Raw genomic sequence first — 17256 nt, forward strand, 5'->3', positions numbered from 1 at the left:
GAACGGCTTTTAGGGAGTATCAAAATTTCATTTTAAGGGGAACATAATTGTATATTTTAACTGTGATAGTGTTTTTAATATGTTAGGGTGAGGTGAAAGATGAAGATGGATAAGAAAAAATTAGTCTATTTATGTGTAGGTGCATGTGTAACGACAACGTTTTTTCCAGCTATTCAAGTTGATGCGGCGGGGTTGTCAGCAACAAGTCTTAATGTAGGAGATCAGAATACTGCTACTGGAAATTATGTGGCAACGATTGGTTATAAAAATAAGGCAACTGGAGAGAATAGTATTGTTATAGGGGATAATAGTCAGGCAACAGGGGCTTCTTCTGTTGCTATGGGCTCTGAAGCGAAGGCGTTAGCCAAAAACTCTTTTGCTCTTGGGACGAAAACGACGGCTAATGGCGTTAGCTCCGTTGCTTTTGGTAATGGCACATCTACAGCAGCAGGTGCAACAGGTGCAACAGCATTTGGTTATGAAACAAAAGCAAATGCTGTATCGGCAACCGCTTTTGGTTATCAAACTGAAGCCAGTGGTAGTAACAGTACTACGTTTGGTAATAATACAAAGGCATCTGGAGAACAGTCTACCGCGTTTGGCTCTGAAACAATAGCAGAGGGAAAGAATGCGACAGCTTTTGGTTATAAAACCAATGCTAAGGGTGAAGATGCGACAGCATTTGGTATTGGTACTATAGCTAGCGGTACGCAGGCCACAGCCTTTGGTTTAGAGAATATCGCATCTGCTAAATCAGCGACAGCTTTTGGTTCTAATAATACAGCTTCTGGTGAAAATAGTACTGTTTTTGGTGCTAAAAATATAGCGTCAGGTTCGCTATCTACGGTGTTTGGTTTCGAGTCGAAAGCAACAAATACACAGGCAACGGCTTTTGGTAATTCTACAGAAGCAAATGGCGTGGTAGCAACAGCTTTTGGTAATGAGTCGGTTGCTAATGGTACATATGCCACAGCTTTTGGGAACTGGACGGTAGCTAATGGCACGGCCTCTACAGCTTTTGGTGCAGGCTCTCATGCTTACGGTAAAAAATCCACTGCTTTTGGTAGTGAATCTCGGGCACATGGTGAAAATTCTTTGGCAGCACTAGGGGGTTACACAGGTGCTAATGCACTTAATGGCGTAGCTCTTGGCTGGGGTTCTAAAGTAGAAAAAGCAGATACTTATGCATTAGGTACATTATCTACTGCACATGGTGAAAAAGGTGCTACTGCTATAGGTACTAGCTCATTAGCTGCAGGTGATTATACGACTGCTATCGGGTACCAGGCAGGTTCACAATCCACTGCCACCATGGCACCTAATGATGGTACGGTTCGCATTGATACAAGTAGTTTACAAAAAAGTAATGACAGTATTTTTATTGGTAAAAATGCTGGTCGTGATGTATTGGGTGCGGATAATGTAGTTATTGGTAATTATAATGTAGCTGATAATGCACCCGGCACTAATAAAGGTACTTTCGCCGGCATAACAGCGGTAGGTCGTGAAGCTAAAGTTCTTTCTAATAAAGGTGTTGCGGTAGGGTATACATCTTCCGTAGCTGCGAATAGTGAGAGTGCAATTGCTATTGGCGACCAAGCTAGTGCGAAAAATGCACCAAAAGGTATTGCTATTGGTAAAGGTGCGAAAGCAGAAGCGGAAGATGCTATTTCCATTGGTACAGGTAATACTGTATCTGGTGCACATTCCGGGGCTATTGGTGACCCAACAACGATTACGGGAACAGGTACATATACTGTCGGTAATAATAACGGTACGGTAGCGGCCAATGAATCGGGGGCATTTGGTAATAATAATACATTCTCCGGTACCATCAATAATGTACGTGTAATCGGGAATAACAATACAGCTTCTGCCGACAATGCCATGATTCTGGGCAATCAATCCAGTGTATCGGGAGCAGGGGGCGTGGCGATCGGTACAAATGCTGCGGCGGTAAAAGATTATGATATGGCTATCGGTCATCTGGCGTCCGCGACAGGAACCGCGACGGGCGGTCAGTTCAGCGGGGCGGCGTTAGCTATTGGTACCGGTGCGACAGCTACAGGTCAAAATGCGGTAAGTATCGGTAACGGAGCAAAAGCGGCCAATACATCCACTATCGCTCTCGGCGGCACAGCCGACGGATATGCCGGGACGGCGTTAGGTTATTTGGCGAATGCGGGAGATACGAGTGCGGCGGCTATGGGTTATAATGCGCAGGCTGCAGGTGCCTATGCAACTGCAGTCGGCTCCGCTTCTAAGGCGACCGGAAGTACTGCTACTGCTATCGGAGCCGATTCGAAAGCGAATAATGCGGAGGATGTGGCGCTTGGGGCATCATCTGAAACTGCGGACGCGGTAGGAACGCCTTCCTCAGTTATAAATGGGGTTACTCATAATTTTGCAGGTCAGAATCCGAATTCTACAGTCAGCGTCGGTAAGGTCGGTGTGGAACGCACGATTACTAATGTGGCGGCCGGACGTATCAGTGCTGCATCTACGGATGCCATTAACGGCAGCCAGTTGTTTGCCGTTACTGAAGAACTTAATAAAGGGATTGTCTATTCAGGTGATGTAAAAGCCGCTGCGGCAGGTACTAATGAATTTATGCAGAGATTTGGTGAAAAGACCAATATTGTCGGTGGTGTAACCAATGAAGCGGATTTAACGAATAATAATATCGGGGTTGTTTCCAATGGTGACGATACTTTGACGGTTAAATTGAAAAAAGATATTGATCTCGGTATTGATGGCAGTGTTACAGCCGGCGCAACGACTATCAACAACAACGGGTTGACTGTGGGCGGTAATACCTATGTGACACCGAACGGTATCAATGCCAATAACCAGAAGATTACCAATGTGGCAAACGGCACCGATCCTAACGATGCAGTTAATTTCAGTCAATTACAGAATGCTATCGGCGGTACTGCCAAGGCGTCCACTGTGAAAGCGAAAGACGCGAATGTAACTGTTACGGAAGGTACAAATGCGACAGGCGGAAAGGAATTCACTGTCGGATTAGGAAATAAGATTACCGTAGGTACGGCACACCCTGTAACTGTAGACGGTGATGCAGGTCATGTAACGGGCCTTACCAATACGGACTGGAATGTGGATAATCCTCAGGCCGTATCCGGCCGCGGAGCGACGGAAGATCAGCTGAAAAAGGTAAATGACAAGGTCAACACCAATAAATCCGCTATCGATAAAAATGCCGGGGATATTAATACTAATACGCAAAATATTACAAAGAACGCGGGGGATATTGTCAACATCAATAAGACCCTTGATAAAGGCTTGAACTTTGACGGTGATTCTGGGGCGGTTATCAATAAAAAATTAGGTGAAAAGGTATCCGTTAAGGGCGGCGCTACAGGCGCATTGTCTGATGGAAACATCGGTGTTGTATCTGATGGTACAGGCACATTGAATGTGAAATTGGCTAAAAATTTGACAGGGTTGGAGAGCGTTACAGCTGGTAATACTAAGATTGATAACGGCGGTCTGACCGTGGGTGGCAAGACTTATGTATCTCCGACGGGTATCAATGCGAATGACCGGAAAATTACCAATGTTGCTGACGGTGACGTGGCTGCCAACTCCAAGGATGCCGTAAACGGCGGTCAGTTACATCAGGTTAAAGAAGATCTTGGCAATACAATCACTAATACTAAGAATGAATTAAATACGAATATTAATAATGCCAAGGATGAAGTTATCAATAAGGGCCTTCGTTTCGACGCTGACAACAACAGTGAAAAAACGAATAAGCTCGGCTCCAAGGTAACCGTAAACGGCGATAATAATATCACTACTGAAATTACTCAAACCGGGGATGACACCAAGATCGGCGTTACACTAAATCAGGATCTTAATGTTAAGACGTTGACGGCTACAGATACTGTGAAAGCAGGCGGCGTAACGGTGGGTAAACACGCTGATACTAAAAATTATGTGACGGGCCTTGATAATAAGGACTGGGATGTGAACACATCTAATCCTGTAAGCGGTCGCGCAGCTACAGAAGATCAATTGAAGGAAATCAGCGATGTAATTAAAAGCCAAGGTGCTGCTTCTACGGACTATCGTTTAGTTGCGAATCCGGCAGCTGCAGACGGTGCTTATACTGTCGATTCTAACGGTGATGTTGATTTAACTGTAGAGGACAAAAACCATGCAGGTAAAAAAGAAACCGTTAAGATTAAAGATGTTGCATCTAAATCTAGCCTTGATAAATTAAACGATCGTGCGGTTAAGTATGATGTGGATAACGGCGGTAATGTTGATAAAACGAAAGTAACCTATGAAGGTCCTGCGTATGCCAATAAAACAGGCGGTACTCATGTGACGAATGTGGCGTATGCGACTGGTAATGACGGCAGCGAAGCGGTTAACGTGGATTACTTGAAAGATAAGATCAAGGACAGCGAAGACATATTAACTAATAAAGGTTTGAAATTCGACGCCAATAACGGCGGTGAGAAAACGAATAAACTGGGCTCCAAGGTAACTGTTAAAGGGGATAACTCTAATATCATTACGGAAATCTCTCAAGACGGTAACGGCGACAGCACAATTGATGTGAAACTCGGTAAAGATCTCAAAACCGAAACGATTACCGCCACCGGCGCAAACGGTAAAGATGGCAAAATCGGCATCAACGGTAAAGACGGCGTCACTACCAATATTTCCGTCACTCGTGACGGTCAGCCGGGCGTGGACGGTGCGGCAGGCACAACGACGACACGTATCGTGTATCAGAAACCTGACGGCACGAACGAGGAAGTGGCGACTTTGAATGACGGTCTCAAGTTTAAAGGCGACATGGGCGCTACGTCCAATGTTAAACTCAACAAACAGGTGGATATCACCGGCGGTGTGACGAGTGCGTCCGATTTGGCGACCGGTAACAATATCGGCGTCACATCCGCGGCGGTCGATGCCGACGGCAATGCGAAATTGCAGTTGCAATTAGCTAAGAATTTAACAGGCTTGCAATCCGTAACGGCATCCGATACCGTGAAAGCCGGCACCGTCACCATGGGTAAACAAACTGACGGCGCCAATCCTGCGAATACCGGTAACTATGTAACGGGTCTTGATAATAAGGCTTGGGATATTCAAAACCCTACCATCGCATCCGGTCGCGCCGCGACGGAAGACCAGTTGAAAACAGTCAGCGACGAAGTTAAGAAACAGGGTGCCAACGCTACGGATTATCGTCTGGTGAAAAATGCGGCTGAAGCGGATGGTGCTTATAAGGTTGATGATAACGGTGCCATCGATTTGACCGTGGAGGATAAAAACCATCCGGGTCAAAAAGAAACCGTGAAATTGAAAGACATTGCATCCAAATCCAAATTGGACGATGTTGTGGCTAAGGGATTACAGTTTGATGCCAATAGTGGCGGTGTACAAACCAATAAACTCGGCTCCAGAATTACTGTTCAAGGTGAAGGTAAAGCTGACGATGCTGACTATAGCGGTGAAAATATTAAAACTTTCATCAAACAAGACGCGGCGACAGGCAATACGACTATCGACGTGAAGATGAACAAGAATCTTAAAGCTGAATCCGTGAAGGTCGGCAAAGATGGCAAGGACGGTGTATCCATTACAGGTCCTACGGGTGTAGCCGGTCAGGACGGCAATAACGGTAAAGTGGGCATTACTGGTGCCGACGGTAAGGACGCCGTATCCATGTCCGGTAAGGACGGCGTCGGCCATATCGGCTTGACGGGCCCTGCGGGTACGAACGGCGTGAACGGTACAAACGGTATCGACATATCCGTGAAGAACGGCTACGATGATGCGGCTAAAGGTGTGAAAGGTGCAAACGGCGTGGACGGTGTTGACGGTATTACCCGTATTGTTTACCAGGACAAAAACGGCGAACATCAAGTGGCGACCATGGATGACGGCATGATGTACGGCGGCGATACAGGCAATGTGATTAAGAAAAAACTTAACAACCAGGTGAATGTCAAGGGCGGTATCTCCGATGAAAGCAAATTAGCTGCTGAAGATAATATCGGCGTAGTTTCCGACGGTTCCGATACATTGAAATTGCGCTTGGCAAAAGAATTGAAAGGCTTGACGTCTGCTACTTTCACAAACGGCGGCAATACAACGGCTATTAACGGTGACGGTGTGAAAATTACGAACGGTCCGTCCATTACAAAAAACGGTATTGATGCAGGCGGAAACAAGATTACCAATGTGGCCGACGGTGTTGCTGGTAGCGACGCGGTTAATAAATCCCAGTTGGATAAGGCCGCGGCGGCCGCATCCACGACGGTAACGGCAGGTAAGAACATTACGGTTACACCGAGTAACAACGGAAACGGGTCTAAAAATTACGAAGTGAGTCTTAATGATCAGGTGACATTGGGCACGGATCCGACGAAACAAGTGGCAATTGATGGCACCGCAGGTACCATCAAAGCCGGTGATAAAGTTGAAATCGACGGCAATAAGGGTACTATTAAAGCTGGCAATGTAACAATTGACGGTGAAAACGGCACCATTAAAGCTGGCGACAAGGTAACTATCGATGGTAAAGATGGTAAGATTGCAGCAGGCAAGGTATCTGTTGATGGCAAAGACGGTTATGTGACAGGTTTGGAAAACAAAGATTGGGATCCTGACAATATCACAAGCGGTCGTGCTGCTACAGAAGATCAATTGCAAAAATCTCACAAATCCTTGGATAATAAGATTAATAACCTAGGTGATGAAATCACGAAAAAAGGTATGAATTTCGCCGGTAATACAGGTCAATTCCACCGTGATTTAGGTCAAAAGGTTACTATCAAAGGTGAAGGTACAGAGTCTGACGATAAATACTTCGGCGAAAATATTAAAACAGTAGCCGACCAAGATGGTAATGTTAATATCAAGATGGCGAAAAACCTTAAGACTGACAGCTTAACTACTGATAAAGTAAAAGTTGGCAAAAACGGTCAAGATGGCGTATCCATTACTGGCCCTAACGGTGCTGACGGTACAGACGGCAAAGTAGGTATCACAGGCAAAGACGGTAAAGATGCTGTATCCATGTCCGGCAAAGACGGTGTTGGTCATATCGGTTTAACTGGCAAAGACGGCCGTAATGCGGATATTACCGTTGATAAAGGTGATCCAGACTTAGACGGTAACAACATCACTCGTATTAAGTACCAAGACGAAAACGGTAAGACCCACCAAGTGGCAACTAAAGATGATGGTATGAAATACGGTGGCGATAGCGGCTCCGTAATCAAGAAAAAGCTTAACGAACAAGTTAATGTAGTGGGTGGTATTACTGATGCTAGCAAGTTGACTACAGAAGACAATTTAGGTGTCGTATCCGATGGTACCGGCAACCTTAAGGTTCGTATGGCGAAAGACTTGAAAGGTCTTGAAACAGTAACAACTAAGGATGCTGCAGGGAATACTACAGTTATGAACGGTGGCGGTGTAACAATTACACCTGCCGGCGGTAATGCTGTAAGTCTTACTAAAGATGGCCTCAATAACGGCGGTAATACAATTACCAATGTAGGCCCTGGTGTAAACGGCACGGATGCAGTTAACGTAAATCAATTGAAAGGTGCTACAGATGGGTTAGCTAATGCTATTAACTCCGTAGCGGGCGAAACACAACGTGTAGGCGCACATGCAGCGGCTATGTCTGCATTGAAACCTATTCAATATGATCCATTGGAACCAACTCAAGTGATGGCCGGTATCGGTAATTACAGAGGTGAAACTGCGGCGGCTCTTGGCGTTGCACATTACACAGCAGAAGATACAATGTTCCATGTAGGCGTATCTGTTGGTAGTCACCATAACATGGTAAATGCTGGTGTAACACGTAAATTCGGTACTTCCGACGCGAAGAAAGCGGTTCCTGAACGCTATAAGGGCGGTCCTATCAGCTCCGTTTATGTATTGCAGGACGAAGTGGTCGCGTTGAAAGCTGAAAATGAACGCATGAAACAGAGTCTTGCTGAATTGTCTACCGTCAAGGAAGATAATGAGGAAATGAAAGCTCAAATAGCATTGCTGATGCAGCAGGCGGGGCTTTCAAAATAAATTATTGATCTGTTGACCTCCATGCGGCGATTGATACATCGATAATAATTGAATAAAACTGGAGTATAAGGCTTTTTGTGTTGTTGTGTGCCTTATAAAATCGAAAAAATATCGGGGTGTTGTTTGTATGACAATACCCCGATATTTTTATGCATATAATTTTGCAATTAATGTGATTCGCTGACCCTGAATCACCTTATATGTAATTTTTTTGACAATGGCTGTAATGTCGTGATGCAGAAATTGCAACCGGTCATTCGGTTGGATGTCCGTATCGTATGTGAATACGCCTTCATCACCGTTATAAAGGCCTTTGATTGTGAAAGTTTGATTATCTCGCGTAACTACGATATCTTCTTCCGTCACCGCATCCGGTGTTTTTGGATTAGATTGTAAGATATTGAGTTCTGACATAGAATCTTCCTCCTTTCTGTTTTCAGTATAACAGGGAAAGTTAAAAAACACATGGAGATTCTTCATAAATAGTTTTTATACACATATGTCTTATTTCTATTAAGTGTATAAAGCTGTCGGTGCGCCTTCTGTATACTTTGGGTATAAAAAAGAAAAGAAACACCTGTGATCTGACCTTCACAAGTATTTCTTTTCTTATATAATAAAATGTTACCTGCATAGACATGTGTAATGTGCTATAGTTAATTGGCTTAAGTAGGTATGTAGTAATTGTGTATGTACATTGAGTCGATGGCGGAATGCCGTGTACGATATCCGTTTATGGCGAGATATCATTCTATTATAGAATTCATCATAAAACAGGATGAGGAAGAGAAAATAAATTTTGTATTTGTTGTGAAATGTTATTACCTATTGCGAAGTTTTTACTATATCGAGGTCATTAATAGTTTAGATTTGCCGTTTTATGAAGATAAAATGAAAAAAGCCTTTGCAGTTCTCGTAATTTGTGGTATTTTAGATATATGCTTTTAGATAAATCGATATAATTTCAGTGATTATCGATTAGTACTGTGATTTTTCTGTAAGTGAATATAGTTAGTTTATAGGAGTAAGATGAAATAAATCGGGTTTTTAAAGTAATTTGGAATCGTACGAAGGGCTGTTACGTCGTTGTGGCGGAAACGGCTAAGAACATGACAAAACGGTCATCTTTGACGGCGGCATTTTCCAAAATGGCGGGCGTTGCGGTATGTGCCGTTATGTTGACAGGTGTTATGGTGCCGATGGAGGCGCAGGCGGCCCCTTTAACATGGGGTACAGGCGCAACAGCTGAAAATGACGGCGGTATCGCTATGGGCGGTAATTCAACGGCTCGCGGTGATTATAGTGTGGCTCTCGGTACTGATGCGAGTGTCGGTAAGGGTGATCCGAGCGAATCTGAAAGTCAGAACGGTATCGCCATCGGTCACGGTGCAAAAGTAACCGTTAACCCTGCAACGGCTACATCCGGCATTACGGATAAGAGTGGCGGTATCGCTATCGGTCATAGTGCGGAAACAAGAGATATCAATACGATCGCATTAGGTACCGGCACTATGGGGCAAGGTGCGCAGGCCGTGGCTATCGGCCGTAATGCGCGTACAATCGCCAATAACGGTGTGGCTATCGGTAATGAAGCACGTGTGCAGTCTACGAACGGCTTTGCTCTGGGCAATAATGCCCGTGCAGGGTTTGATGAAAACAATCAATTGATAGGTCTTGATAACGATCAGGCCTTCGGTTCCAATGCCCGTGCTTATGGCGGTTCCTCCATGGCGTTCGGTAATGATGCGAAGGCCTCTAAAGGCGGTGCCATTGCTATGGGTAACGGATCTCAATCCAGAGGCGACTGGGGCGTAGCTATCGGTAACGGTGCCAAGGCTATGGCCGCCGGTGCGCGCGCTATCGGGGCTAACTCCACAGCCGACGGTGTCAATTCCACCGCCATGGGCTGGAACAGTACAGCCAGTGGCAGTTCTTCTATCTCTATCGGTGAAGGATCGGTGACGACGGAAACGAACGCTATCGCTATCGGTACCAGCTCCAAAGCGACGAAACAGGACAGTCTGGTTATCGGCCGCGGTTCCGAAGCCAACGGCACAAGTTCCGCCGTTCTTGGCAGTAAGAACATCGTTAATTCCGATGATACCTATGTATGGGGAACGAATAACGGGACTGTTAATTCTAAATTTTCCAGCGTTATGGGGAATAATAACCATGTGGATACGACCGAGGAAGGCGTTCATATTATGGGGAACAATTCCACCATATCCGCAAAGGGCAGCATGGCATTAGGTAACTGGGCATATGCTACCGCAATGGATTCTTTCGTAATGGGGAACAACGCCCGTGTGGATCAGGCGAATTCCGTAGCACTGGGGACCAATTCGACCACTGAAACGGTGGTAAGCACGCCTAATGCGACTATCAACGGTGTAAACAAGACTTTTGCAGGCGGTACGGCTCAGGGTACCGTAAGTATCGGTGCCAATAATGTATCCGGTGTGGCGGGTATCAAGAAATATTATCGTACTCTTACCAATCTGGCGGCCGGTCGTATCGATGACAGCAGTACGGATGCGGTTAACGGCAGCCAGTTATACGCCGTAAAGGAAGAAGTTGAAAGAGGGCTTAATTTTGACGCTAATACAGGTGGTGTGAAAAACAATAAATTAGGCTCCAAAGTTACGGTTAAAGGCGACGGCAGCAATATCAATGCGGCAATCACACAGGCTAACGGTGATACAACCATTAATATGACATTGGGCAACATTGTTAAAATAGGCAGTACGAACCCTGTCACTATTGACGGTACCGCAGGTACCGTAACGGGCCTTACCAATACGGACTGGAATGTGGATAATCCTCAGGCCGTATCCGGCCGCGGAGCGACGGAAGATCAGCTGAAAAAGGTAAATGACAAGGTCAACACCAATAAATCCGCTATCGATACGAATACAACGAATATAACTAAAAATGCCGGTGATATCACTAAAAACAAGCAGGATATTGCGAATAACGCACAAAATATCAACAACAATGCGCAGAATATAACTAAAAACGCCGGCGATATCGCTAAGAACAAGCAGGATATCTCCACTATCAATACAACAATTAATAAAGGCCTGAATTTCGCCGGTGATACCGGTACCGTAAGCAACAGAAAATTAGGTGATACCGTAACCGTCAAGGGCGGCGCTACCGGCACATTGTCGGACGGCAACATCGGCGTTGTGTCGGATGGCAATGGTACATTGACCGTGAAATTGGCAAAAACGTTAACAGGTTTGGATAGTGTTACAGCAGGTACTACAACTATTAATAACGGCGGATTGACCGTAGGCGGTAAGACCTATGTAACACCGAACGGCATCGATGCGAACAATCAGAAGATTACCAATGTGGCAAACGGCACCGCTCCTAACGATGCAGTTAATTTCAGTCAATTACAGAATGCTATCGGCGGTACTGCCAAGGCGTCCACTGTGAAAGCGAAAGACGCGAATGTAACTGTTACGGAAGGTACAAATGCGGCGGGCGGTAAGGAATTCACTGTCGGATTAGGAAATAAGATTACCGTAGGTACTGCAAACCCTGTAACTGTAGACGGTGATGCTGGTCATGTAACAGGCCTTACAAATACAGATTGGGATGTAGATCATCCTGCGGCCGTATCTGGTCGTGGTGCTACTGAAGATCAGTTAAAAGCGGTAAACGAAAAAGTTAACACTAATAAGACTCAAATTGACAAGAATAAACAAGATATCGCTGATAATAAGCAAAATATCACAGATAATGCTGGCAATATTGCTCAAAACAAGCAAGACATCTCCAATATTAATACAAAAATTAATAAAGGATTGAACTTTGCTGGCGATACAGGTACTGCAAGTAACAGACAATTAGGTGATACTGTAACCGTTAAAGGCGGTGCTACAGGCACATTATCCGATGGTAATATTGGTGTTGAATCTGACGGCAATGGCACATTGAATGTGAAATTAGCTAAAACATTGACTGGCTTGGACAGCGTTACAGCTGGTAATACTAAGATTGATAGCAACGGTTTGACTGTAGGCGGTAAAACATATGTATCTTCAACAGGTCTCAATGCGAATGACCAAAAGGTAACGAATGTTGCCAATGGTACAGTAGGCGCAGGCAGTAAGGACGCTGTAAACGGCGGTCAATTGCACGATGCCAAAAACGAATTAACTACTAATATCAATAATGCCAAAACTGAACTTATCAACAAAGGTCTTCGTTTTAACGCTGATAATAACGATGAAAAAACAAACAAACTTGGTTCTAAAGTAACAGTCAATGGTGATGACAATATCACTACTGAAATTACGCAAACTGGTGATGATACTACAATCGGCGTTAAATTGAAAAAAGATCTTAATGTTACTACTGTTACTGCTACAGATACTGTAAAAGCAGGCGGCGTAACAATGGGTAAACACGCTGATACTAAAAATTATGTGACAGGCCTTGAAAATAAGGACTGGGATATAAATACATCTAATCCTGTAAGTGGTCGTGCTGCTACAGAAGATCAATTGAAGAAAATCAGCGATGTAATTAAAAGCCAAGGTGCTGCTTCTACGGACTATCGTTTAGTTGCGAATCCGGCAGTTGCAGACGGCGCCTATACAGTTGACTCTAACGGTGATGTTGACTTAACTGTTGAGGATAAAAACCATGCAGGTAAAAAAGAAACAGTTAAGATTAAGGATGTTGCCTCTAAATCCGGTCTTGATAAATTGACAGACCGCGCTGTCAAGTATGATTTGGATCCTGCGGGTAACCCTGATAAATCCAAGGTAACTTATGAAGGTCCTACATATGCTAATAAAGTTGGTGGTACTCACGTAACAAATGTGGCGTATGCTACAGGCAACGATGGTAGCGAAGCGGTTAATGTGGATTACTTGAAAGATAGAATCAAAGATAGTGAAGATGCATTAACTAATAAAGGTTTGAAATTTGACGCTAATAATGGCGGCGTAAAAACAAATAAATTGGGCTCCAAAGTAACTGTTAAAGGGGATAACTCCAACATCATTACGGAAATCTCTCAAGACGGTAACGGCGACAGCACAATTGATGTGAAACTCGGTAAAGACCTTAAAACCGAAACAATTACCGCTACCGGTGCAAACGGTAAAGACGGTAAAATCGGCATTAACGGTAAAGACGGCGTAACGACTAACATTTCCGTCACTCGAGACGGTCAACCCGGTGTAGACGGTGCACCTGGCACGACTACAACACGTATTGCGTATCAAAAACCTGACGGCACGAATGAAGAAGTGGCAACCTTGAACGACGGCCTTAAATTTAAAGGCGATATGGGTGCTACATCCAATGTTAAACTTAACAAACAAGTGAACATCACGGGCGGTGTGACAAATGCGGCTGATTTGGCAACCGGTAATAATATCGGTGTTACATCTGCGGCGGTCGATGCTGATGGCAATGCAAAATTACAATTGCAATTGGCTAAGAACTTGACAGGCTTGCAATCCGTAACGGCATCCGATACTGTGAAAGCCGGTACTGTAACCATGGGTAAACAGACTGATGGTGCGAACCCTGGTAATAACGGTAACTATGTAACAGGCCTCGATAATAAGGATTGGGATATCGATAATCCTGCAATCGCATCCGGTCGTGCTGCAACAGAAGACCAGTTGAAAACAGTTAGCGATGAAGTTAAGAAACAGGGCGCTAATGCTACGGACTTCCGTTTGGTGAAAAATGCTAGTGAAGCCGATGGCGCTTACAAGGTTGATGACAACGGCAACATCGATTTGACTGTGGAAGACAAAAATCATCCGGGTACAAAAGAAACAGTCAAGATTAAGGACGTCGCCTCTAAATCCGGCCTTGATAAATTGACAGACCGTGCTGTTAAGTATGATTTGGATCCTGCGGGTAACTCTGATAAATCCAAGGTAACCTACGAAGGTCCTGCCTATAACAACAAACAAGGCGGCACGCATGTGTCGAACTTGGCGTATGCGACAGGAAATGACGGCAGCGAAGCGGTTAATGTGGACTACTTGAATGATAAGATCAGGGATAATACGGACACATTGACTAATAAAGGGCTTAAATTCAACGCTAATGTAGGCGGCGTACAAACTAATAAACTTGGTTCTACTGTCACTGTTCAAGGTGAAGGAAAAGCTGCTGATGGTGACTACAGCGGTGAAAATATTAAAACTTTCATCAAACAGGATGCGGCGACAGGTAACACGATTATTGACGTGAAGATGAATAAAAATCTTAAAGCTGAATCCGTGAAGGTCGGCAAAGACGGCAAGGACGGCGTGTCCATTACAGGTCCTGACGGTGTGAACGGTACCGACGGCAAGGTGGGTATCACCGGTCAAGATGGAAAAGATGCTGTATCTATGTCCGGTAAGAACGGCGTAGGTCATATCGGCCTGACCGGCCCTGCAGGCACGAACGGTATTGACGGTACAAACGGTATCGACATGTCTGTGAAGAACGGCTACGATGATGCAGCTAAAGGCGTAAAAGGTGCAAACGGCGTAGACGGTACTAACGGTATTACGCGCATTGTTTATCAGGACAAAAACGGCGAACATCAAGTGGCGACCATGGACGACGGTATGCTGTACGGCGGCGATACAGGCAATGTGATTAAGAAAAAACTTAACAACCAGGTGAATGTCAAGGGCGGTATTTCCGATGTAAGCAAATTAGCCGACGAAGATAACATCGGTGTCATGTCCGACGGTACCGATACATTAATGCTTCGTCTGGCGAAAGACCTGAAGGGCTTAAATTCCGCAACTTTTAATAACGGTACGAACGGTACAACTGTTGTGAACGGCGGCGGTATGACCATCAACGATGCAGCAGGGAAACCGTTGACATCCGTTACGAAGGACGGCGTGACGATTACGGACGGACCGTCCATGACGACGGACGGTATCAATGCGGCGGGCAAGAAGATTACGAATGTGGCCGAAGGTACGGATTCTAATGATGCGGTTAACAAATCCCAATTGGATAAAGCGGCGGCGGCTGCATCCACGACGGTATCCGCAGGTAGCAATATCACTGTTACACCTAGTGATAATTCTAATGGTTCCAAGAACTATGAAGTGAGTCTTAATGATAAGGTGACATTGGGCTCCGACCCTACAAAACAGGTCGAAATCGACGGTAACGCAGGTACCATCAAAGCCGGTGATAAAGTTGAAATCGACGGCAATAAGGGTACTATTAAGGCCGGTAATGTTACCATTGACGGTGATAAAGGTACTGTTAAAGCGGGCGATAAAGTGACTATCGACGGTAACAAGGGCACTGTTGAAGCCGGCAAGGTACTCGTAGACGGCGATAAAGGAACTGTGAACGGTTTGACCAATAAGACTTGGGATCCGAACAATATCACCAGCGGACAGGGGGCAACGGAAGATCAACTTCAGAAATCTCATACCATGTTGGATCAGAAGATCACCAATCTGGGGGATGAAGTAACGAAAAAAGGGTTGAATTTCGGTGCAAATAGCGGCACTCCGACTCACAAGAATCTGGGTGAAACTATATCCGTTGTCGGCGGCGGAACTAAATCCGACGATAACTATACTTCTGATAACATCAGGACGAAAATCAATGCGGACGGCAATGTGGAAATCATGATGGATAAGAATCTGACGACCGACAGTGTAACCACCGATTCCGTAAAAGTCGGCAAAAACGGCAAGGATGGCGTATCCATTACGGGCCCTAACGGCGCTGACGGTACGGACGGCAAGGTGGGTGTTACCGGTAAGGACGGTAAAGATGCCGTATCCATGTCCGGCAAGGACGGTGTCGGTCACATCGGATTAACCGGTAAGGACGGTCGTAATGCGGACATTACGGTTGATAAAGGTGATCCTGATCTTAACGGCAACGAAATTACCCGTATCAAGTATCAGGATGAAAACGGTAAGACACATCAGGTGGCCACCAAAGACGACGGTATGAAGTACGGCGGTGATTCCGGTACGGTAATCAGGAAACAGCTTAACGAACAGGTGAATGTAGTCGGCGGTATCACGGATGTCGATAAGTTGACCTCTGAAGATAATCTGGGCGTCGTATCCGACGGCAACAACAGCCTCAAGGTTCGTATGGCGAAAGATTTACAAGGTCTGAATTCCGTAACGACCAAGGATGCGGCAGGCAATACGACCGTTGTGAACGGCGGCGGTGTAACGATTACCCCTGCCGGCGGTAACACCGTAAGTCTTACTAAGGACGGTTTGAACAACGGTGGTAACACAATCAGTAATGTAGGTCCGGGTGTGAACGGTACGGATGCGGTTAACGTGAATCAATTGAAGGGTGCTACAGACGGCTTGGCCAACGCCATTAATTCCGTGGCGGGCGAAACACAGCGTGTAGGCGCTCATGCGGCGGCACTATCCGCGTTGAAACCGATTCAATACGATCCGTTGGAACCGACTCAAATCATGGCCGGTATCGGTAATTACAGAGGCGAAACAGCGGCCGCTTTAGGCGTTGCACATTACACGGCGGAAGACACCATGTTCCATGTGGGCGTGTCCGTAGGCAGCCATCATAATATGGTGAATGCCGGTGTAACCCGTAAATTCGGTACCTCCGATGCGAAGAAAGCGGTTCCTGAACGTTACAAGGGCGGGCCTATCAGCTCCATGTACGTGATGCAGGATGAAATGACGGCGCTGAAAGCCGAAAATGCACGGATGAAAGCGCATGATGAACAGTTGACCGCGGACTATGCGGCATTGAAAGAAGATAATCTTCGTTTGCAAAAAGATAATGAAGAAACGAAGCGTCAATTGGCTCTTATTATGAGTCGATTGGGGATATAATTTACCGCAATTTCATCTTTTTCTCATATGGCTAAAATGAGTGCATGCCCTATAAAATACTCATGAAAATGCGATGATTTCAACTGCATATTTTAAATTGTCGAAAGAACGAGAGTCTCTTCCAAGAGGACTTTCGTTCTTTCTTTGTATTTGACTTCACAAATAATTCATAATAGTGTATAATACGAAACATATGATTTTTATCGAAAATAATAAATGTGATTAATTTACTATAAAATGGTTAACGTTTGGTGATATGTGTTGTTTAACCTTTTAAAACAAGGGTTTATATGGCTGTAAAGATATTTTGATGAGTAAAATTTTTGACATTATA

At 45.1% G+C, this 17256-nt stretch carries 3 protein-coding genes; 2 read left to right on the forward strand and 1 reads right to left on the reverse strand.

Annotated elements, in window-relative coordinates:
• Positions 1-99: 99 nt before the first annotated feature.
• A complete protein-coding gene (locus CKV62_RS00255) occupies positions 100-8082 on the forward strand; it encodes a YadA-like family protein (RefSeq protein ID WP_095064698.1) in 7983 nt (2660 codons plus the stop codon).
• Between the two features lie 147 nt (positions 8083-8229).
• Here the strand turns inward: CKV62_RS00255 and CKV62_RS00260 are convergent, their stop codons facing one another.
• Positions 8230-8496: a hypothetical protein gene (locus CKV62_RS00260; RefSeq protein ID WP_095064700.1), complete on the reverse strand. Its 267-nt coding sequence runs from the start codon at positions 8494-8496 to the stop codon at positions 8230-8232.
• Between the two features lie 620 nt (positions 8497-9116).
• On the opposite strand from CKV62_RS00260, the gene CKV62_RS00270 reads away from it, so the two are divergent.
• Positions 9117-16922 carry an ESPR-type extended signal peptide-containing protein gene (locus CKV62_RS00270; protein ID WP_095064703.1) on the forward strand — a complete coding sequence of 2602 codons (7806 nt, stop codon included), beginning with the start codon at positions 9117-9119 and terminating at the stop codon, positions 16920-16922.
• Positions 16923-17256: the final 334 nt, after the last annotated feature.

Origin of the sequence: Veillonella rodentium (assembly GCF_900187285.1) — a bacterium.
In the GTDB taxonomy this organism is placed as follows: Bacteria; Bacillota; Negativicutes; order Veillonellales; family Veillonellaceae; genus Veillonella; species Veillonella rodentium.

What these genes read in the sequence shown, in the direction of transcription:
- CKV62_RS00255 (WP_095064698.1), top strand. Translation starts at nt 100, where the DNA reads ATGAAGATGGATAAGAAAAAATTAGTCTATTTATGTGTAGGTGCATGT.
- CKV62_RS00260 (WP_095064700.1), bottom strand. Translation starts at nt 8,496, where the DNA reads ATGTCAGAACTCAATATCTTACAATCTAATCCAAAAACACCGGATGCG.